Genomic DNA, 19,998 nt, shown 5'->3' on the forward strand with positions numbered 1-19,998 from the left:
CGGTACTCACGAGTGGTACCCCAGCCGTTTGCCCGCGAGACCGTTGAGTATCTCGGTGGTGCCACCGCCGATCCCGAGGATCCGCATATCACGGTATTGACGCTCGACCTCGGTGCCGGTCATGTAGCCGGCGCCGCCGAAGAGCTGAACAGCCTTGTCCGCCACCCATTCACCAGCTTCGACCGCTGTGTTCTTGGCAAAGCAGACCTCCGCGATGAGATCGGTTTCGCCTGCCATCGCGGCATCGACCACCGCGTGCGTATAGGTCCGGGCGACATCGATTTTGCGCGCCATCTCGGTGACCGTCTCCTGGACCGACTGACGCGCGATGAGCGGTTTACCGAACGTCTCGCGACTCCGCACCCAGTCGAGGGTCAGGTCGAGGCAGCGCTGGGCACTTCCGTAAGCCTGGACGGCAAGTCCCACCCGCTCCGTGACAAACGCACCGGCGATCTGGAAGAACCCGGAGTTCTCGGCGCCCACCAGGTTACGGACCGGAACGCGCGCGTCGACGTAGGACAACTCAGCGGTATCCGATGCGCGCCAGCCCATCTTGTCGAGTTTGCGGGTGACGGTGAACCCCGGGGTGCCCTTCTCGACCACCAGCAGTGAGACACCACCGGCTCCCGGTTCGCCGGTTCGGACGGCAGTCACCACGAAATCGGCACGGACACCGGAGGTGATGTAGGTCTTGGAGCCATTCACGATGTACTCGTCGCCGTCGCGAACAGCCGATGTGGTCAGGTGCCCGACGTCGCTGCCGCCGCCCGGTTCGGTGATCGCAAGGCTGCCGATCGTCTCACCCGCCAGGGTCGGTGTCACCCACTTCTTGATCTGCTCAGGATCATTCGCCGCGATCAGGTGCGGTAGCGCGATTCCACAGGTGAACAGCGACGAGAACACGCCACCCGACACGCCACTGCCGTGCAGCACCTCACCGCAGATGGTGGCGTCGATCAGGTCGCCGCCGCTTCCGCCGACGGACTCCGGGAAGCCCAGTCCGAGCAGTCCCGCCTCGGCTGCCTGCTTGTGCAGATCGAGCGGCAGCTCACCGCTGCGCTCCCACTCATCCTGAAACGGCAGGATGTGCCGCTCGGCGAATATCCGGACGGTGTCACGCAACTGCTGACGTTCAGACGTGTTCCACACCTTGGACTCAAGGACTTTCATCTATCCTCCAAATCGGATCGGGATCGCGACGTGGCGCGAACGCAGCCACTCCCCGAGTCCCTTTGCTTGCGGATCAAAGCGGACGTTGTCGGCCACACCGCGGCCGAGTATCCCGTCGATCACGAAGTTCACAGCGAGAAGATTCGGTAGTTCGTGGCGGTGGACCTCGAGGTTCTCCGCCTCCGGGATCAATTGTTTGAACAGTTCGGTGGTCAGGGTCGCGGCCAGCCACTCGAAGTGTTCTCGATTCCGCACCCACACACCGACATTGGCGTTGCCGCCCTTGTCACCACTGCGGGCTCCGGCGATCTCGCCCAGCGGCGCAACACGTGTCGGACCCCACTGGGTGCCCGGTACCGGAGTGTGCGGCTCGGCCACCGTTTCGGGTGCCACCGGATCAGTCGCCACCCGCGACTCGATGACCTCCGTCGTGCCGTCGGCGAGGTGCACGGTGTGCGTGACGAGATGCGCCGGAACATATCCGGCCTCGAACACCGCATAGGGCGAGCCCGCACCGGGCGGGGAGGTCATGGTGAAGCCCGGGTAGCTGGCCAACGCCAACTCGACGGCGGCAGAAGAGAACTGGCGACCCACCACCTTCTGATCGAGATCTTTTGCAACACACTGCAACAGCGCACTGGCCTGTTGCTCGCTGGGCGCGTCGTCATGGTCGAGCCTCGTCAGTGTCCAGGTCAGATCTGCTGGACGGGTGGTCAGCTCGGCTTCGAATTGGCGACGGGCGAGCTCGGCTTTGGCGTCGATGTCGAGTCCGGTCAAGACCATCGTCACCTCGTTGCGGAATCCGGCGAGGTGATTGAGCGAAACCTTGAGGGTGTCGGGCGGAGTTTCGCCTTTCACACCGCTGATCTGTACCCGGTCATCGCCGAGGTCGGTGAGGGTGATCGAGTCCATCCGGGTCGTCACGTCGGGGCCGAGGTAGCGGGGACCGCCGATCTCGTAGAGCAGCTGCGCGGTGACGGTGCCCACGGTGACCGCACCGCCGGTCCCGGTGTGTTTGGTGATGACGGCGTCGCCGCCGGCCGAGATCTCGGCGATCGGAAAGCCCAGGTGCCCCATGTCGCTGATCTCGGTGAAGAAAGAGTAGTTGCCGCCGGTGGCCTGCGTTCCGCATTCGATGATGTGCCCGGCCGCAACGGCTCCGGCCAGCTGGTCCAGATCGTCAGGGCCCCAACCGAAGTGCGCGGCAGCCGGACCGACTGTCAGCGAGGCATCGGTGACACGGCCGGTGACCACGATGTCGGCGCCCGCTCGCAGGGCCGCCGCGATCCCGAAACCGCCGAGATAGGCGTTGGCCGTCAACGGAGTTCCCAGTCCCAGGTCTTCGGCCCGGCCGCCGAGGTCGTCGCCGTCGACATACCCGATCTTCGGCGCCATTCCGAGCTTCTCGGCCAGTTCGCCTATCGCAGCGGCGAGTCCCGCGGGGTTCACCCCACCGGCATTGCTGACAATCGTGACGCCGGCATCCATCGCGGTACCGAGGTTCGCCTCGAGTTGTCGCAGGAAGGTCTTCGCATATCCGGTCTTGGGGTCCTTCAGCCGATCGCGACCCAGGATCAGCATTGTCAGCTCGGCCAGGTAGTCGCCGGTCAGGCAGTCGAGGTCGCCCCCGCTGAGCATTTCCTGCATGGCGGAGAACCGGTCGCCGTAGAAGCCGGAGGCATTGCCGATGCGAATGACGTCGCTCATCGTCCACCCCCGGGAGGTCCGGCAAAGCACTGCGCGATGGTGACCCACTGGCGGGCGTCGTCGCCGGTGGCCACGATGTCGAGGTCGCCCGGGCGGCGGCGCTGGGTGACCAGTTGACAGAAGTCGAGGACCGGGCCGGTGATTCGCTGGGTCGCATCCTCGGGGCCCCACGTCCACGTCGAACCGTCGGGAGCCTGCAGCTCTACCCGGAACTCCTCGGCCGGGGGCGTTTGATTGTTGACCTGATAGACGAAGTCGCGGGTGCGAACCCCCAGGTGCGCAATGGATTTGAGTCTCGAGGTCGGCTGGTTGACGACTCCGAGCGCATCGGCGATGTCCAGGCCGTGGGCCCAGACCTCCATCAGCCGGGCCGTCGCCATCGACGCCGCAGACATCGGCGGCCCGAACCATGGCAGCTTCTGCCCCGCCGGGACCGCAACGAGCGCGTCGGCGAGCGCACGGCGTCGTTGCCGCCATTCATCGAGCACCTGCGACACCGGTTTCTGCGCCTCTTCCCGGGCAGCCACGTCGACAAAACCGGTCGGATTCTGCCAGGCGACCGCCAGGGCGCTTTCGAACTCCGCCGGATCCGTGGCCGCGGCAAACGCCTGCGCGTCGGTCCAGGACAGATGCGCTACCTGCTCGCGGATTGCCCAGCCGTCAGCGGGAGTTGGTGTGTTCCAGCCATTCTCGTCCAATCCGGACACCATCCGGTCGACGACGTCGGTCTCCGCAGACAGGTCGGCCACAAGCTCGGCAACGATGCTCACGCGGTCAGCCTGACACGACCCGACCACATAAGCAAGCACTCGTGCTTGTTTCTAGCCCTACCCCTACGCCCCCGCCCCTCCGTCGAGCGTGCCCAAGTTACCGCCGACCGTGCCCTCGTTACCGCTGAGCGTGCCGAAATGGGTTGTGCACCTGCAACTTCGGCACGCTCGACGGTGTTTAAGGCACGGTCGGCGGTTGGATCGGCACGCTCGGCGGATCGGTGGCGAGGCGGACCGGCGGCTGGATTGGCACGGTCGGCGGTTGGATCGGCACGCTCGGCGGATGGGTGGCTAGGCGGTGGCGTCGGCGGTCGCCTGGGCGACCACTGTGCCGTCCGGTTGAACCATGGTGGCGAAGACGGAGCTGATACGTCGGCCGAATTTGATCTGCTTCACCGTTACGGTCAGGTCACCCTGATCGATGGCGGGTGACCGCAGGAAACTCACGGAGATGTCGGCCACGTGATATCGATTGCCCGCTCTGGCCGACAGCTCGGTCCCCAGGGATGCCGCCTCCGCGAGGATCGCCGTCACGATGCCGCCGTGCATGGTGCCCATCTTGTTGGCCATGCCGGGAGTGGGTGTCGCGGTCAGCTCGATGGTGTCCTCGCCGACAACAGCCACGCGCAGTCCCAGCAGCACCTGGATCGGGCCGGCCGGGATCGAGCCGTCGACCAGTCCGGACAAGATCTGTCTTCCGGTCAGTTCCGGATCCAGTGGCTCCGGCAACGGCGGTTGTTCGACAGGCGCGACAGAACTGGCGGGACGGCCGGTCTCGAGCGGCGGCGTCTCACCCGTGGCCCGGCTCACCACGACACCACGCCCGGTGGCCACACAAATGACAGCACCCGAGTCATCGATCAGCTCGGCAGACGTCACACCGTGCCCGCCGGTACTTCCGACCAATCGGCCCGCACCCGACGCTTTGATTCCCAACTTCACCGGGCTCGCCACCGACAACGACAGTCGCGACTGCACCGTCGCGGACCCCGCGGGCTGCGCATTGTAGAAAGCCGAGCCCCCGACGATCTCGGCCAGCGTGGCGTACGACGCCATCCCGATCTGGCCTCGATGGTCCACCAGTGCACTGCCCAGAAGCTGACTGGTCGTCCGGCGCCCGTGTTCATCGGTGACATACTCGATGCCGAGCGTTGCCATGGGATCTTTGGTCATGAAATCATGCCTATCACGCGATGGGCACCGATATTTAATCGGCGAGGATGCCTCGCAGTTCCTCGAGCGTGTAGGGCGGGTCGTCCTCATGGCCCCGATATGCCACGAACGCCGGCTCGAAGGCCGGGTACTTTCCGATGAATCCACCTGCAGCACTGTAGATCTGGCCTGTGATCCCGGCGGCCAGATCGCTGGCGAGATAGGCGTATAGCGGGGCGACGTATTCCGCCGGCGCCGGATCCAGTGCGGCGTCGCGGGTGAACTCGTCGAGCAGACCACGCTCGAACAGGTCCCTGATGTGTGCCTCGTATCCGGCACCGGTCGACAACCTCGTCTTGCCGCCTGGGCAGACGACGTTGACCCGGACACCGTGCGGTCGCAGGTCGGCTGCCAATGCCAGCGACAAGCTGTTGACCCCGCCTTTGCCGGACGGATACCCGGTGCCTCCGAAGTTGCCCGCAGATGCCGCCGAGCCGGTGGTCACCACCGCGCCGGAACCCTGTTCGACGAGTACCGGCGCCGCTGCCCGCACCAGTTCGAACGTGCTCACCAGGTGTGCGTCGAGCTGGGCAACGAAGTCCCGGGTGGTCATGGTCAGGATCGAGGATCCGTCGGTTTCGGCCACGCCGGCACAGTTGATGACGACGTCGAGACCCCCGAACTCGCGCAGCGCCGTGGACACCATGTGCGCCGCGACATCCGTGTCGGCCACATTGCCGGCCACCGGTACCGCGTTGCCCCCGTCACCGACGATCTGCGCGGCGGCGGCCTTCGCGGTCGGCTCGTCGCGGCCGTTGACCACCACCGACGCACCTTCCGCGGCCAGTCGGCTCGCGACTGCCAGACCGATGCCCCGGCTGGAACCGGCGACCACGGCCCGCTTGCCGGCCAGCGGCCTCGGGCTCACCCCGCCGAGACCGGTGTGATGGACAACGGGATACCGCGGTCGGCGAACTCGAAGGTCGCCCCGCCGCTAAAACGTGCGATGGCGACTTCCCCCGACTCCTTGATCGCCTCACCACGGGCGATCTCGATCACCAGGTCGTCTCCGTCGCGATGACCGGAGACCGCAGACCAGGTGGGATGCACCGCGGAGGCCATCGCCAGGACCGGCTCGAGGTGCTCGGGATCGATGTACGCGATCCAGCCCCTGTCCGCGTTCGCATCGGAGTTCCCCGGAAGTCGCAGCTCAACCGATGCGTTCTCCCCCGAACCGCGAACCGAAACCTGCGCGCCGACATACTGATCGGGTCCGAGGATCGGATGCACTCGCAGGACCGCCGCCAGTGACTCCGCGTCCTGGTCGACCCCGAGACAATGCCGTAGCCGATCGGCGGTCAGGCCCGAAATGCCCGTCAGCTGCTTGCGGAAGATTTCGGTGGCCTGCGCCTCGCTCTCCGACTTCCCCCGCACCGACATCACAAACCCCAGCGCCAGCAATTGATGCTGCAGCGCAACCTCTTCCGCCATCCGGATCAGAGCCGAGTGCGACCAGTCGGCGAACCGCAGGTCTTCCCATACTGGTCCGACATAGTCGTCGTGGCCTTCGCCACCGGGCACGATGGGAGACAGCTCGACGTTGGCGGCCTTGGTTGCCGACATGACGATCGACTGCTCGGGTAAAGGCAGTTCCTCGCGGTCGGGTTCGATGGTCACGGTCCACGCACAGTGCGGGTGCTGGTCCGAGGGACGGCGCGGTGGCCGGTGGATCGGACGGATGCGTGCACGCCGGTTGGTGGCGATCGCAGTCGCGTCGAACGTCGGATCCTCGATGTCGTGGCACATGGAGGTGACGTAGTCATCCCCCATCGGTTCGACATCCATCAGGGCGCCACAATGATTCAACACGAACTCACCGTGGTACTTGTCCTGGATCGTGTATCGGAAATCCATGAACTGCGGTGGGGCCCCGATATCGAGTTGCAGACATTTGAACATGTCGGCCACACCGTCACCGGTGATCTTCAGGGCAGCACGCATCCGCTTCGTGTAGACGGGGCTCGCCGCCATCCACTCTTCGATTGCGATCTGCGCCATCGTCTCTCGCCCGAAGGCACCAATACAGTGAGCCATTCCGGAACGGTCGATCAATTGTCCCGACAACAGCAGCTCGGGCAGAAGCCTTGCCAGAGTTGCGCGATCGAGGTCTGCGTACGACATTGCGGTGTTCACCACATCTCGACGGGCGTCTTACCCAGTGGATACCAGCCCGGCAGTAGCTCTTTGGCATTCAGGACCCGATCGATGCGGCCCTGCATTCCGGCACTCATCACTCCGTCCGTCATCATCTCCATGAACAACGCGGTGACGTTGCCGTAGTCGAAGAAATCTCGTTGCCAAGCCCACTGGAAATTGCCGCCGTACTTGAACCAGCTGCCCTGGATGCCTTCGAGGCCGTAATGGGTGCCGTCTTCGCGGGTGGCCTCGAAGATCTGCTTCCACAGACCCATCATGTCCCCGGTCTTCTCGTCGATGACCCAGGACTGGTACGGGTAGGTCCAGCCGTCGAGGCCGTCCATCTCGTATCCGATGGCGTAGTCCCGGATCTGATCGCGGCCGATGGCCATGAAATCGTGCTTCGCCCCGTAGTTCCACCCATACGTGGCGTCTTCGGTGTAGAACTCCGCGAGTGGCCGCCAGTCGCCGGTCTTCTCACAATCAACGTTGGCCTGCAGCCAGCGTTCCACCATCTCGTCGAGTTCAGCGCGTTCAAATGACATGGAAATACCCAACTTTCATTCTTCAACAATTCTGAGGGCTTGAGTCGGACAGTAACGCACAGCACGCTCCACGTCTGCCGAATGACTGCTGTCTGGTTGCGGGTCAAGGATTTTCACCGAATCGCGCCCGGACTCGAAGATGTCGGGTGCTTCCATCTCACACATCCCGTGCCCCTGACACAGGTCCAAATCCACTTCGATTCTCACGGGATCCACCTCCACCACATTTCTGGGCACTAGCTGGTGCGCTTGCGGTACTTGACTTTGCAGGGTTGCGCCAACTGCACAACCATTTTCGAGTGGTCGTTCTTGTACGACTCCGACGGCTGCGCCATCTCGAACTCGTAGTTCTGCAGCAGCACCGAGAAGATCGCCTTGAGCTGCATGATAGCGAATTGTGCACCAACACAACGGTGCCGACCCGCTCCGAAGGGGATCCAGGTCCACCGGTTCACCAGATCTTCTTGACGCGGCTCGAGATAGCGGTCCGGGTCAAAGCTGTCGGGGTTCGGGAAATCCTCGGGAAGCCGGTTCGAGATGGCCGGCGAGACCGCGATCGATTGTCCGGGCTCGAGTTGGAAATCCTCGACCACGAAGTCGTTCTGGACCACCCGCATCAACACGATGAGGGGTGGATGCAGCCGGAGCGCTTCCTTGAGGGCCGACTCGAGCTTGGGAATCTGCCGCATCGCTCCGAAACTGTATTCGGCTCCACCCGAATAGATCTCGTCGAGTTCGGCGGTGACCTGAGCCATGTAGTCCGGATGCCGGAGGAGTTCGATCAATGTCCACGCCGCGGTACCCGAGGTGGTGTGGTGACCGGCGAACATCATGGAGATGAACATGCCGGTGATCGTGTCCGCGGTGAACCGTAGGTTGCCCTCCTCGTCCTTGATCGAGATCAGAACGTCGAGCAGATCGCGGTCGTCGTCGGTCGGCGGATCACCTGCGATCCGGGTGTCCATGATCTCCTGCACCAGTTCCACCAGGCCGATGCGAGCGGCATCACGCTTGCGGAAGCTCTCGATGTCGGCGTAGGCGTCGACGTACGCGATCGGATCGGTACCCTTCTCCAGATCGTGGTACAGATGCGCGAACCGGCCGTCGAGCTGTTCCCGAAACTTCTTGCCCACCAGGCACGCCGACGAGGTGTAGATGGTCAGTTCGGCGAAGAATTCCAGCAGGTCGATCTCACCCTCGTCACCCCAGCGAGCAATGATGCGCTCGGTCTCTTCGGGGATCGTGATGGCATGCTGCTTCATGTGCGCGCCCTTGAGCGCCTGGTTGTGCAGCATCTCCGAACGACGTTCCGGGCTGGCGTCGAACACGACACCTTCACCGAAGATCGGTGTCATGAACGGGTAGGCGGCGGCCTGATCGAGGTCTTCTTCCGACGCCCGGAAGAACACCTCGTTGGCGGCGGCACCGGAGACCAGCGCGACCTCTCGATCGGCGAGCTGGAACACCCCGACGTCACCACATTCCTCGCGAACCCGCCAGAACAACCCGATCGGGTCGCTGGCGAGTTCGTCGAGGTGGCCATGTTCGCCTTCTCCACCGGATACGCGCTTCGGCTTGGTCAGGGTCATTTGGTGTCTCCTCCATTGCGTGCGATCGGCGCCTCGGCCTCGACCTCGACCAGGCGCATGTGCGCGCCGCGGGGCATGGACACGATGGTCGTGATGGCTGTTGCGAGATGCTCTGGTTTCAAGAAGTTGCTGTGACGGGCCAGGCCCCACGGAACCCAGTCGTTGAGAACCGATTCGGCGACCTCCGCCGTGAAGTTCATGCCCATGCCGGTCATGACCTGCCCCGGACGGACCAGGCTGGACCGAACACCGGTGCCTTCCAGCTCCATTCGCGCGACATCGGAGAGACCTTCGACACCACGTTTGGCTGCGACGTACGCCGCCATCTGCGGTCGCGGCCACATGACGACGTCTGAGCTGACGAATACGAAGTCGCCACGTTGGCGTTTGATCATCTCCGGGACGACACGGCGAAACAGGCGCTGGGCTCCCAGGAGGTGGATGTTGACCTGCGACGCGAAATCCTCATTGCTGAGTTCGTGGGCGCGCCCCGGCTCCAAATCGCCGGCCCCGGACACAGCGATCTCGATCGGGCCCAGTTGCGCCTCCGCCTTGGTGACGAACTCGTCGATCGAATCGACGTCGGTGACGTCGAGCGGCAATGCCACCGCTTCGCCCCCGGCCGCATTGATCTGATCGACGAACTCCTGCGACTTCTCGACTCGCCTGGCACCCAGGGCAACTGGATACCCGGCGGCACCGAGCATCACCGCCGTCGCGGCACCGATACCGGACGATGCGCCGGCGACGATGACCGGACGACGGTCGGGATGAGCTGGGAAACGGGGCATCAGCGCACCTTCACCTTCATGGGGAGAGAGGCAAATCCGCGGACGTTCACCGAGTGCACGCGGACTGCGTTGTCGATGTCGATGTCGACCTGATTGATCGACTGGACGATTTGGGAGAGAGCCACATTCGCCTCCAGTCGCGCCAGATGCGCACCGAGGCAGAAGTGGGTCCCGAGGCCGAAACTGGTGAGGGTCTGCGAACTGTCCCGGCCGATGAGGTAGCGGTCGGGCTCGTCGAATACATCTGCATCGCGATTGGCCGATCCGAGGAGCAGCAGAACCCGCTGACCGGCCGGGATGGTGTAGCCGCCGTATTCGACGTCCTCGATCACCCGCCGCAGCACGATCTGCGTTGAATTGTCGTATCGCAGAGTCTCTTCCGTCCACTGCGGCACAGATTCGTGATCATTCATCGGTATCGCCAGCTGGTCCGGGAAACGCCAGCCCCAGTACACCGCGTTGGACAGCAATTTGGTGGTGGTTTCGTTGCCGGCAACGATCATCAGGATCATGAAGCCGATGATCTCGTCCTCGGTGAGGCGGGTCTTCTCACCGGTGTCATCGTCGAGAATCTCCGCATCGAGCAGCGCGGACACCAGGTCGGTTCCCGGATTCTTACGGCGCGCCACGAGCAGCTCCGAGTAGTAACGATGCAATTCGAGATACGCGTAGACCGCCGCCTCGGGTACGTCGAAAACCCCTTCGTCGCGATGGATCAGGAGATCGGACTGGGTACGCAGGTGGGCGCGGTCGCTGACCGGAACGTCGAGCAGTTCGGAGACCACGTCCATCGGCAGGAGTCCGGCGAACTCGGTGACGTAGTCGAACTCACCCATCTCCAGGCAGCGACTCCAATGTTGCTGTGTGAGTTCACCGATCCGGTCGGCCAGTTCGGCAACACGCTTGGGCGTGAACCCCTTCGACACCAGCTTGCGGATGCGCATGTGCTTCGGATCGTCCAGTGCCAGAAAGGACATCGACTTGTGTGCATCGGGTCCGTAGGCGGCCGGGTCGAGCGAGACACCCCAGCTGTTCGACAGGCGCGCCGCATCGCGGAACCCGGTGCGGACGTCCTCGTGCTTGGCGAACGCCCAGAAGTCCATGTCCGCGTTGTGATAAACCGGTGCCTCGGCCCGCAGCCGCGCATAGGTGGGATACGGATCCTCGTGGAAGTTGTAGTCGTACGGGTCAAAAGAAAGCTGCGTCTGCGCTGTCATCGTTTCTCCAGCAGTAGTTTGGCCGCGGCAACCAGCCGATCGGCGATGGCGGAATACGATTCGTAACCCATACCGGCGCGAACCAGAGCGCCGGAGTAGAGCATTTCCAGGGCTTCGAGCTCCCCTTCGTCGACAGGCTCACCGCTGTCACCGACAAGTGCATCCGAGATCCGTTGGCGGATCAGCAATCCGATACGCACCCGGAGATGCTCGACATCAGGGTCGGAGCCCAGCAATGAAGCGGTCACCGCGCGCGCGAGGTGGCTGTCGTCCTCGACGGCAAGCGACACCCCTCGCAGCACCACTGCCACCCGATCTGCCCGCGGTGAGGACGGATTGGGCTCGACGATGCTTTCGGCCAGCCGACGCCAGAACAGCTCGGCGACAACGTGGCCCTTGGAGCTGAAGTATGTATACGCGGTGGCCGGTGCCACTCCGGCACGCTTGGCGACCGACCTCACGGTGAGCGCGTCATATCCGTCCTCACGGAGCACCTCGACCGCCGCGGCGGTCAGCTTGCCGACGGTCTCCGCCTGCGCTGTGGTGAGCCGGCGGCGCGTGGATTCGAAAGAAACAGGACTGGACATGGACACTGACGTTACACTACGTTCAAACCAACGTCCAGACACGTGTCCAGAAGGAGGCGACCAGCGATGGCGCTCAGACCAGAAACCAGCTCCGAACTGCTGATCGATGGAAAGTTGGTGCCGGGAACGGGGGGCACATTCGCGATCATCAATCCGGCAACAGAAGAGGTCATCGGCCATGCCGCCGACGGCACGACCGAGGACATGGAGGCCGCCATCGGCGCCGCCAGGACCGCGTTCGACACCACCACGTGGTCCCGCGACCACGCCTTTCGGGCGAAATGCCTGCGACAACTCCGGGACGCACTCGGCGGCCACATCGAAGAACTCCGCCAGATCACCATCGCCGAGGTCGGCGCCCCGGCATTCCTGACGTCCGGTCCACAGCTCGAAGGACCCATCAACGACCTGGGCTACTTCGCCGACCTGGCCGAGAGCTACGAGTGGGAAACCGACCTCGGCCGCGCCAAGCCGATGGGAATCAAGACCAACCGCACCGTGCAGCGCGAGGCGGCCGGTGTGGTCGGTGCGATCACCCCGTGGAACTTCCCCCACCAGATCAATTTCGCCAAGATCGGTCCGGCCCTCGCCGCCGGCTGCACCGTGGTCCTCAAACCCGCACCCGACACACCGTGGTGTGCGGCGTTGGTGGGCAAGGTGATTGCCGAGGAGACCGATTTCCCGCCCGGAGTCATCAACATCGTCACGTCGAGTGATCACGCCGTCGGGGCGTTGCTGTCATCCGACCCCCGCGTCGACGTCGTCTCCTTCACCGGATCGACCGCCACCGGCAAGAAGGTGATGGTCGCCGCGGCCGAGACGCTCAAACGCGTCTTCCTCGAACTCGGTGGCAAGTCGGCGTACATCGTCCTCGACGATGCCGACCTCGGCGCCGCCTGCTCGATGGCCGCCTTCTCCGTGGTGACCCACGCCGGCCAAGGCTGCGCACTGACAACCCGGATGTTGGTTCCTCGCGAAAAGTACAGCGAGGCAATCGAACTGGTCAAGGCCGGGCTGGCCGGACTCCCGGCGGGTGATCCGACCGATCCCGGAACCATCTGCGGCCCGGTGATCTCCGCCGTGCAGCGTGAGCGGATCGAGGGATATCTCAAGCTGGCGCGCGATGAGGGCGGCACCATCGAGATCGGCGGCGGCCGGCCGGCCGACAAGGACAAGGGCTACTTCATCGAGCCGACCCTGATCTCGGGGCTGGAGAACTCGGCCCGCGTCGCCCAGGAGGAGATCTTCGGGCCGGTCCTGGTGATCATCCCGCACGACGGCGACGACGACGCGATTGCCATCGCCAACGACTCCCCCTACGGACTGTCCGGCGCAGTCTGGGGCACCGACCCGGATCGGATCAAGAAGGTCGTCGACGGTGTACGCACCGGAACCATGGGCATCAACGGCGGCATCTGGTATTCCGCCGACGTCCCGTTCGGCGGCTACAAACAGTCCGGCATCGGCCGCGAGATGGGCGTGGCCGGATTCGAAGAATATTTGGAAATCAAAGCGGTAGCAACACCGGCATAAGGAGTTCGACCGATGAGCAACAACAGATTCGAAGGAAAGACGGCGATCGTCACCGGGGCTGCGGGCGGTATCGGCGAGGTCTACGCCCGTCACCTCGCCGCCGAAGGCGCAAACGTTGTGATCGCCGACCTCAACGACGAGGCCGGCAAACAGGTGGCCACGGACATCGGCGGGCTGTACGTCAACACCGATGTCGCCGAGCCCGAATCGGCGCAGGCCCTGGCGAACGCGACGCTGGAAACGTACGGCCAGATCGACTATCTGGTGAACAATGCGGCGATCTACGGCGGTATGCAGCTGGACTTCCTGATCACCGTCCCATGGGACTACTACAAGAAGTTCATGAGTGTGAACCTCGACGGAGCTCTGAACGTGACCCGCGCGGTGTACGGACACATGAAGCCCGGTAGCGCCATCGTGAACCAGTCCTCTACCGCCGCATGGCTGTACAGCGGTTTCTATGGTCTCGCCAAAGTCGGGGTCAACGGCCTGACCCAGCAGCTCGCCACCGAGCTCGGCGGTTCCGGGATCCGCGTCAACGCGATCGCGCCCGGACCGATCGACACCGAGGCCACCCGGTCGACCACCCCGAGCAGCATGGTCAAGGAGATGGTCGGCAAGCTTCCTTTGTCGCGCATGGGAACTCCCGACGATCTGGTCGGCATGTGTCTGTTCCTGCTCTCCGACGAGGCCGGCTGGATCACCGGACAGATCTTCAACGTCGACGGCGGACAGATCATCCGATCATGAGCGAACAACAGGCATCCGACCCCGCGTCGGAACAGAGCACCCCGGTCGGTTTCATCGGGCTGGGCAACATGGGTGCACCGATGGCCGAGCGCCTGGTGAAATGGCCGGGCGGCCTGGTGGTCTGCGATACGCGACCCGAGGCCACCATCGAGGGTTCGACCCGCGCCGACTCGCCGGCCGAGGTCGCCAAGACCGCCACCGTCATCGGCGTGACCGTTCTCAATGACGAGCAGGTCAACACCGTCGTCGCAGGGCCACATGGCATCCTCGAGACCGCCGCACCGGGAACGGTCATCGCGATCCATTCGACGATCGGTCCACAGACCGCGATCGATCTGGAGAAAGTATGTGCCGCGCAGGGTGTTTCCCTGGTCGATGCACCCGTATCCGGCGGAGCCGGCGGCGCCAAGGAAGGCCGTCTGGCGATCATGGTCGGCGGTGAGCGCGAGGCGTACCTGAAGTTGAAGCCGGCCTATTCGCTGATGTCCGACATGCTCATCCACGCCGGCCCGATCGGCGCCGGAACCAAGATGAAGCTGGCCCGTAACCTGTTGCACTTCATCTCGTTCACGGCCGCCACCGAGGCGTCACGGCTGGCCGAAGCTGCCGGCATCGACATCGTCAAACTCGGCAAAGTGGTCCGCCACACCGATGCGATCACCGGCGGCGCCGGCTCGATCATCCTGCGGGACACCACAGCTCCGATCCCGCCGGACGACTTCTGGTACGACATCCTGAGCCACGTCCGCGACCTCGGTGAAAAAGATCTCGGTCTCGCCCTGGCGCTCGGTGGCGAACTGGGCGTAGACCTTCCATTGGGCGAAATAGCTCTCGACCGTTTTGCCGACGGCCTGGGCGTTGGCGGAGACGCAGCGAAGCGGAGCTCGACCGATGGCGGAGACGCAGCGGAGCGAAGCTCGACCCGTCGAAAGGAACAGAAATGACTACCGACCAGACGTCCGCGAACGGCGACCTGCCACCGACATCGGAGCTGCGCCAAAAGGGCATGGACACGATGGCCAAGGTGTACGGCTTCGAGATGCAGGACGGGCCGGGTGACTTCTACGCCTATCTCACCGAACATCTCTTCGCCGACGTCTGGAACCGCGAGGGCCTGAACTTTCGCGATCGTCGCCTGCTGATCTTCGGTGTTCTGGCCGCAACCGGTCAGATCGACGTGGCCGAGATCCAGGCCGGTGCCGCTCTGGCGAACGGCGAACTCACCGGTGATGAACTTCTCGAAATCGCTTTATTCCTTTGCTATTACGTGGGCTGGCCGCAGGGTTCGAGGATGAACATGATGTTCGGATCGGTCATCCAGAAGCACGAGGCCAAACTCGCGAAGCAGAAAAAGACGACGTGACCTTCTTCGCGACGCGCTACGACTTTCGTGCACCCGGGGCCACACCCACCGGGCGCGCCGAGCTGTTCAAGCGCGCCGTGGAGCAGGTCAGCTATCTCGACACCCACGATCAGGATGCCGTGATGCTCTCGGAGCATCACGGCTCGCCTGACGGCTATCTGCCGAATCCCCTGATCGTCGCGTCCGCGTTTGCCGGCTGCACCAGCCGGATTCCGCTCACCATCTCGGCAGTCGTGGTGAACCTCCACGACCCGCTGAGGCTGGCCGAGGACATCGCGCTCCTCGACCATCTGAGCGGCGGGCGGGCGTCGTACACACTCGGGCTCGGATACCTGCGTGGGGAATACGACCAGCTCGGCAAACCGTGGGCGACTCGCGGCGACGACATCGAGCGCGCCATCGGTGTACTTCGCCAGGCCTGGACAGGCGAGGAGTTCGAGTACAACGGCAGAAGGGTCCGCGTCACACCGACTCCCCTGTCGCAGCCACATCCGTTCTTGTTCTACGGCGGTGGTTCTCGAGCCGCGGCCCGGCGCGCAGCCCGACTCGATCTGGGCTTTCAACCCCAGGTGGCAGATCCCGGGCTCCGCGAAGTCTACGAGGACGAATGCCGCCGACATGGTCGGCAACCCGGATTTGTCATGACACCACCACCGGGTCCGTCCACCGTCTTCTGCGCGGAAGACCCGGACAAGTTCTGGCACGCATATGGTCAGTTCCTCCTCGCCGACGCCCGCGCCTACGACGCCTGGCACGGCGATCACGCTTCCCATGTGCGCGACAGTTCCACCACTGTCGACGAACTGCGCAGTGGCACCGGCTACGTCGTCTGCACCCCGGACGAACTGATCGAACGCTGCCGCACCAAGGAATTCCGCCTGGTCACCAGCCACCCACTCTGTGGCGGCATGCCCGAGCAACCGTCATGGGAGAGTGTGCAACTCATCGGAGAGCATGTGATTCCGGCATTGCGCACCCACCCCGTTGGTCAATTCGGAGGCTGAACCCTCCGTCGTCCGGTAGCGGTAGGTGCCTGTCGGCACTCCCCTGTATCGTGGCGCTATTCTCATTGGGGGGAATGTGCTGGCTGGCACGTAGGGGGAAATTTCATGACAACACAGGTAGACCCGGAAGATCTGAGAGAAGCCGCGCGACAGATCGGCGGAGGAACAACAGGCACGACCCCATTCGGTGGTGTCTCGCCCAGCACAGCAACGAGTTCCCTGCGGTTCGCCGGAACAGGTATGTCGGCGACGGATACCGCAACGGCATTGACCACAGCCGGCGATGCGGCCGAGACGGCAGTCGAGGTGGTGCGTGCACGAATCAGCGAATGGAACTCGATCCTGACCGAGTCAGCTGAAACTTTTGAGACAACGGAGGAAGTGAGCACCCGGCGCCTAGAAGCCTTGGGCGACTTCAACACGCGCCCGCAGGGGTGACCCGTGCGACCAACCAAAAGCCAAGTGTCCGGCTTCGATTTCGGCAATATGCCGACCGCAGCCGGCGGCGCCACCACCATCGGCGACCAGGTCGAGGCCGACGGGCTCAATATCCAGAGCACCATCACCGGAATGGACTGGTCCGGCGCATTTCGGAATGCTGCCGTATCGCGCGCCAATCGCGAGCAGGTCCAGTTCACCAGGGTCGACGACGCTTTCGAGGAGCTCTCGAAAGCAATCACCGATGGCCACACGTCAATGAGCCACATCTCTGAGAGCCTCAAAACGGGAGCCGATGGTTGGGAGGAAACAGGTTACGACGTGGCAGAAGACTGGACAGTCACTGACCGCTACAACTACGCCCTTGCCGAGTCCATGTACAAAGACGACGATGCGGCGTTGGAACTTCTCGCCAACATGAAGAGTGTGCGGGCGAACAATGCTGCCACGGCGACGTCGCAGCTACAGCGGCTGGCGGTTGAATTCGACGAGGCCGACACCAAGTGCGCCGCGGCCATCGGCACAGCAAGCTCTTCGATTTCCACTCTGACTCCGCTGGAATCTGCGCTCGGAGGCGGCGTCGCGGATCAAATAGGCGAGAAGCTCCGAAATGGTGAGCAGCTGAGCGACTTCGAGCGGCGTGTGTTGGAGGCCGGCACCAATCTCGACCCGGACGAGCTCGACGCGCTCAAGAACGGGAAGTCCGCCACGATGACTCAAGGCGAGTTCGACTTCATCAAGGAGATTGTCGGCGACCTTGACGGACTGTCGATGGAGGAGATCATCAAACTCGGCGCGGGCGCTCACCACAACGAGATTCAAAACAACCTCGCAAACGCAACTCAGCTGCTCGGGATCCCAAATCTGAGCACCTCCAACGGAGATCGCGGCGGCATGGCAGCACTACCCGAGAATGTACGTAAAGTCTTGACCACAAATCCGGTGGACGACAGCGGAACTATTTATTCGCACTTTCCAGATTCTATGAGTTTCGTCGACTTCGTCGCGGCGGGCGATCAGAACGCTCGATACGGGTCGGACGTGAACCGGGGCTTGCTCAAACAATCATCCGAGATATCGGGTGCCCACGATACGTTCAGTCCCGGCAGTCTGGACACCATCGACGAGGTATTGAATACCGCCATGAAGGTCGGTGGTTCCGACAGGATAGCCGCCCACGACTTCATCACCGGCGAAAATATGGACGTTACCTGCGACAACGGCGGAAAGTACAACGCCGGAATCCATCTCAACAACATCTCCGAATACGAGTGGACAGACTTCAGCGGCCTACACACCGTCTTCGACACCATCGGTCAAGATGTTGGATCTTCCAATCCGTTCTACGCGGAAATGTCCCGAGAAAATGCCAGCTCGCTGGCCCATTATCTCGGGTCGCCGGGAGACATGGGTACCAATGACGACGTCGGCATCACCAACCCCGAACTCGCCCGCATCTACGCGAACGCATTGAGCCCCTACATCGGAGACTTCACCGGAATCGACGCCACCAGCACAGGAGCACCGACCTACGGAGCAGACCGCCTCGACCCCGGAGAGCTGGAAAACATATTCCGCTCCCTCAATACCGATGGCGAGGCCGCTGCGACTATGAACTCCGAAGCATACAAGTGGCAGAATTTGATGGCCTTGCAGTACGGAGTGACCGACCAGGCCCACTTCTCAGAACTGGCCGGAATTCTAAGCCAGGCAATGACAGATGGAAATAGCCAAGCAGTAAACCATCTCTCCGAGACGGATCTAGCAGAACGGACGGCGAGCTACGACAGCAAGATGACGCTATTCTCCACTGTCAAGGATCTGACCGGACTGCTGCCGGTGGGTAGCGAAGCCGGTATAGCGATGCAACAACCGCTCGCCGACGCGATCTTTGGCGAAGCGCCCGTCCTCGAGGATGTATCCAAACAAGGAAATGATCCCAACTGGGTAGCACAGCTCAACGACCCCAATATTCGCGACTTCTACGAACTCGAGGGCTATATGGCGGCCCACCCAGAGTTCGGACATACTGCCGAGTTCGGAACTCCACCTATGCCGCCCGAATGGTTTGTCGACGGAAAGCTGGACTGGAATACGGTCAACAGCGAGAAGCATAAGAACGCCTTCGACGATTGGGTGGGCAGAATGAATAGCGACTGGGAAGATGGTTTTGATAAAGGGACCCAAGCGCCCGATTGGCCAACGGACAGCATCGACGGATCGAAGCCGGAGAATCCCAATGCCCCTGCCAGACAACCACGTTAGGCCGATCGGCGGTATCAGACGACGATGGCCGGTAGCCTTTCTATTGCGCGGCGCGGCGATAGCGATGGTGTTCACGTTCGCCATCTCGAGTTGTGCGGAACCCACGCACAACGCCAGCGATACTTCGGCCCCGCCAAGTTCGGTACGCACCGTCGATGACTACCCGGTGGTCTGGTTCGACACCGACACCCTCGACCTCACCACCCCCGACGGCACCTTCGTTCGAGCCATCTTCGAGTCGTACATCCAGCGATCAGAACTAGGATTTTCGGCATACTTCCCGGGCTGGGCCGACGCCACCGGGGACAGTTGGTACAACTGGGGCAACCGGCGTGGCACGGGTCCCCGCAACAATCCCCCATTCACCATCTTCGCCTGGGTCGCCCCGTTCCCCGTTGGCCAGCAGCCATGGACATCGCTGTCCGAGTCTCTCGGCGGAGTCATCGTGTGCTCACGAGACAGCCTGAACACGTACGTCGAGTACGCCATGGCGTTCACCTACCAGCGCACCGGTAACTCACCCCCCGCAGATCAGCACGGCGACCAGCCAGCCCCTACCCGAAACCTCTACGGCGACTGGAAAATCCTCGACAGCATCGGCGAAAATTACAAACACAACGAAGGCTGCATCACCCCACCCGCCCCGATCTCACAGGGCATCCACACCCCCAGCCCCGGCTGGCCCGCCAGCAGCGAGTAGCCAGATCTGATGACTACAAGAGAACCCACCTTCCCACCACACATCATGGCTGCCCTGCGCTCACCCCAAGGCACCACCGCCGAAGACATCTACCGACAATTCCCCCACGCACGCCCCACCTACACACCACCGCCCATCGACCACACCGAACTCAACGCCCGTCTCCACGACGCACACGACGACTGGCACCGCCGCCACGGCTGGCACATCGACATGCCACA

20 protein-coding genes and 1 pseudogene are annotated in these 19,998 nt (G+C 63.2%); 9 read left to right on the forward strand and 12 right to left on the reverse strand.

Annotated features, from left to right (window positions below):
• Positions 1-6: 6 nt before the first annotated feature.
• The 12 genes from H290_RS0125435 to H290_RS0125485 all read right to left on the reverse strand — a co-directional run bounded on the left by H290_RS0125435 (position 7) and on the right by H290_RS0125485 (position 11,724).
• Positions 7-1,170 carry an acyl-CoA dehydrogenase family protein gene (locus H290_RS0125435; RefSeq protein WP_020109680.1) on the reverse strand — a complete coding sequence of 388 codons (1,164 nt, stop codon included), beginning with the start codon at positions 1,168-1,170 and terminating at the stop codon, positions 7-9.
• Positions 1,171-2,877: an acyclic terpene utilization AtuA family protein gene (locus tag H290_RS0125440; RefSeq protein ID WP_020109681.1), complete on the reverse strand. Its 1,707-nt coding sequence runs from the start codon at positions 2,875-2,877 to the stop codon at positions 1,171-1,173.
• Complete coding sequence (locus H290_RS0125445; protein WP_020109682.1) at positions 2,874-3,647, reverse strand: TIGR03084 family metal-binding protein; 774 nt, start codon at positions 3,645-3,647, stop codon at positions 2,874-2,876. The genes H290_RS0125440 and H290_RS0125445 overlap by 4 nt, the downstream gene beginning before the upstream one ends.
• A 291-nt stretch (positions 3,648-3,938) precedes the next feature.
• Positions 3,939-4,820: a PaaI family thioesterase gene (locus tag H290_RS30440; RefSeq protein ID WP_020109683.1), complete on the reverse strand. Its 882-nt coding sequence runs from the start codon at positions 4,818-4,820 to the stop codon at positions 3,939-3,941.
• Positions 4,821-4,854: 34 nt separating this feature from the next.
• On the reverse strand, positions 4,855-5,727 hold the full coding sequence (locus H290_RS0125455; protein ID WP_020109684.1) for an SDR family NAD(P)-dependent oxidoreductase: 873 nt from the start codon (positions 5,725-5,727) through the stop codon (positions 4,855-4,857).
• Complete coding sequence (locus H290_RS0125460) at positions 5,724-6,995, reverse strand: hypothetical protein (RefSeq protein ID WP_020109685.1); 1,272 nt, start codon at positions 6,993-6,995, stop codon at positions 5,724-5,726. The genes H290_RS0125455 and H290_RS0125460 overlap by 4 nt, the downstream gene beginning before the upstream one ends.
• The gene (locus H290_RS0125465; protein ID WP_020109686.1) at positions 6,989-7,540 is read right to left on the reverse strand and encodes a hypothetical protein; all 552 of its coding nucleotides are present in this window, start codon (positions 7,538-7,540) and stop codon (positions 6,989-6,991) included. Before H290_RS0125465 ends, H290_RS0125460 begins: the two co-directional genes overlap by 7 nt.
• 15 nt (positions 7,541-7,555) lie before the next feature.
• The gene (locus H290_RS30980) at positions 7,556-7,747 is read right to left on the reverse strand and encodes a ferredoxin (RefSeq protein WP_081631718.1); all 192 of its coding nucleotides are present in this window, start codon (positions 7,745-7,747) and stop codon (positions 7,556-7,558) included.
• Positions 7,748-7,776: 29 nt separating this feature from the next.
• Positions 7,777-9,129 carry a cytochrome P450 gene (locus H290_RS0125470; protein WP_020109688.1) on the reverse strand — a complete coding sequence of 451 codons (1,353 nt, stop codon included), beginning with the start codon at positions 9,127-9,129 and terminating at the stop codon, positions 7,777-7,779.
• Positions 9,126-9,920 carry an SDR family oxidoreductase gene (locus H290_RS0125475; RefSeq protein ID WP_020109689.1) on the reverse strand — a complete coding sequence of 265 codons (795 nt, stop codon included), beginning with the start codon at positions 9,918-9,920 and terminating at the stop codon, positions 9,126-9,128. Before H290_RS0125475 ends, H290_RS0125470 begins: the two co-directional genes overlap by 4 nt.
• Positions 9,920-11,137: a cytochrome P450 gene (locus H290_RS0125480; protein ID WP_020109690.1), complete on the reverse strand. Its 1,218-nt coding sequence runs from the start codon at positions 11,135-11,137 to the stop codon at positions 9,920-9,922. The genes H290_RS0125475 and H290_RS0125480 overlap by 1 nt, the downstream gene beginning before the upstream one ends.
• Entirely contained in the window at positions 11,134-11,724 is a 591-nt protein-coding gene (locus tag H290_RS0125485; RefSeq protein ID WP_020109691.1) for a TetR/AcrR family transcriptional regulator, read from the reverse strand. Before H290_RS0125485 ends, H290_RS0125480 begins: the two co-directional genes overlap by 4 nt.
• A gap of 66 nt (positions 11,725-11,790) precedes the next feature.
• Here H290_RS0125485 and H290_RS0125490 point away from each other — a divergent pair, with 66 nt between their 5' ends.
• The 9 genes and pseudogenes from H290_RS0125490 to H290_RS31325 all read left to right on the forward strand — a co-directional run.
• On the forward strand, positions 11,791-13,257 hold the full coding sequence (locus H290_RS0125490) for an aldehyde dehydrogenase (RefSeq protein ID WP_020109692.1): 1,467 nt from the start codon (positions 11,791-11,793) through the stop codon (positions 13,255-13,257).
• 12 nt (positions 13,258-13,269) lie between these two features.
• Positions 13,270-14,007 (forward strand): SDR family oxidoreductase, encoded by a 738-nt coding sequence (locus tag H290_RS0125495; protein ID WP_020109693.1) that lies wholly within the window; start codon positions 13,270-13,272, stop codon positions 14,005-14,007.
• Positions 14,004-14,951 carry an NAD(P)-dependent oxidoreductase gene (locus H290_RS0125500; RefSeq protein WP_020109694.1) on the forward strand — a complete coding sequence of 316 codons (948 nt, stop codon included), beginning with the start codon at positions 14,004-14,006 and terminating at the stop codon, positions 14,949-14,951. The genes H290_RS0125495 and H290_RS0125500 overlap by 4 nt, the downstream gene beginning before the upstream one ends.
• Positions 14,948-15,370, forward strand: a complete 423-nt coding sequence (locus H290_RS0125505) for a carboxymuconolactone decarboxylase family protein (RefSeq protein ID WP_020109695.1) — start codon at positions 14,948-14,950, stop codon at positions 15,368-15,370. The genes H290_RS0125500 and H290_RS0125505 overlap by 4 nt, the downstream gene beginning before the upstream one ends.
• Entirely contained in the window at positions 15,367-16,374 is a 1,008-nt protein-coding gene (locus H290_RS0125510; protein WP_020109696.1) for an LLM class flavin-dependent oxidoreductase, read from the forward strand. The genes H290_RS0125505 and H290_RS0125510 overlap by 4 nt, the downstream gene beginning before the upstream one ends.
• 105 nt (positions 16,375-16,479) lie before the next feature.
• Positions 16,480-16,812, forward strand: coding sequence for a hypothetical protein (locus H290_RS31320; protein WP_155977058.1), 333 nt, complete (start codon positions 16,480-16,482; stop codon positions 16,810-16,812).
• Positions 16,813-16,836: 24 nt separating this feature from the next.
• Positions 16,837-19,077, forward strand: coding sequence for a hypothetical protein (locus H290_RS0125520; protein WP_028463695.1), 2,241 nt, complete (start codon positions 16,837-16,839; stop codon positions 19,075-19,077).
• Positions 19,078-19,141: 64 nt separating this feature from the next.
• Positions 19,142-19,777, forward strand: coding sequence for a hypothetical protein (locus H290_RS0125525; protein WP_020109699.1), 636 nt, complete (start codon positions 19,142-19,144; stop codon positions 19,775-19,777).
• Between the two features lie 9 nt (positions 19,778-19,786).
• Positions 19,787-19,998, forward strand: a pseudogene (locus H290_RS31325) (hypothetical protein); the annotation flags it as partial.

The sequence above is a fragment of the Nocardia sp. 348MFTsu5.1 genome, assembly GCF_000383535.1.
Lineage (GTDB): Bacteria > Actinomycetota > Actinomycetes > Mycobacteriales > Mycobacteriaceae > Williamsia > Williamsia faeni.

Coding starts and splice junctions, on each gene's coding strand:
- H290_RS0125435 (WP_020109680.1), bottom strand. CDS start 1,170: ATGAAAGTCCTTGAGTCCAAGGTGTGGAACACGTCTGAACGTCAGCAG.
- H290_RS0125440 (WP_020109681.1), bottom strand. CDS start 2,877: ATGAGCGACGTCATTCGCATCGGCAATGCCTCCGGCTTCTACGGCGAC.
- H290_RS30440 (WP_020109683.1), bottom strand. CDS start 4,820: ATGACCAAAGATCCCATGGCAACGCTCGGCATCGAGTATGTCACCGAT.
- H290_RS0125465 (WP_020109686.1), bottom strand. CDS start 7,540: ATGTCATTTGAACGCGCTGAACTCGACGAGATGGTGGAACGCTGGCTG.
- H290_RS0125470 (WP_020109688.1), bottom strand. CDS start 9,129: ATGACCCTGACCAAGCCGAAGCGCGTATCCGGTGGAGAAGGCGAACAT.
- H290_RS0125475 (WP_020109689.1), bottom strand. CDS start 9,920: ATGCCCCGTTTCCCAGCTCATCCCGACCGTCGTCCGGTCATCGTCGCC.
- H290_RS0125480 (WP_020109690.1), bottom strand. CDS start 11,137: ATGACAGCGCAGACGCAGCTTTCTTTTGACCCGTACGACTACAACTTC.
- H290_RS0125485 (WP_020109691.1), bottom strand. CDS start 11,724: ATGTCCAGTCCTGTTTCTTTCGAATCCACGCGCCGCCGGCTCACCACA.
- H290_RS0125490 (WP_020109692.1), top strand. CDS start 11,791: ATGGCGCTCAGACCAGAAACCAGCTCCGAACTGCTGATCGATGGAAAG.
- H290_RS0125495 (WP_020109693.1), top strand. CDS start 13,270: ATGAGCAACAACAGATTCGAAGGAAAGACGGCGATCGTCACCGGGGCT.
- H290_RS0125500 (WP_020109694.1), top strand. CDS start 14,004: ATGAGCGAACAACAGGCATCCGACCCCGCGTCGGAACAGAGCACCCCG.
- H290_RS0125505 (WP_020109695.1), top strand. CDS start 14,948: ATGACTACCGACCAGACGTCCGCGAACGGCGACCTGCCACCGACATCG.
- H290_RS31320 (WP_155977058.1), top strand. CDS start 16,480: ATGACAACACAGGTAGACCCGGAAGATCTGAGAGAAGCCGCGCGACAG.
- H290_RS0125525 (WP_020109699.1), top strand. CDS start 19,142: ATGGTGTTCACGTTCGCCATCTCGAGTTGTGCGGAACCCACGCACAAC.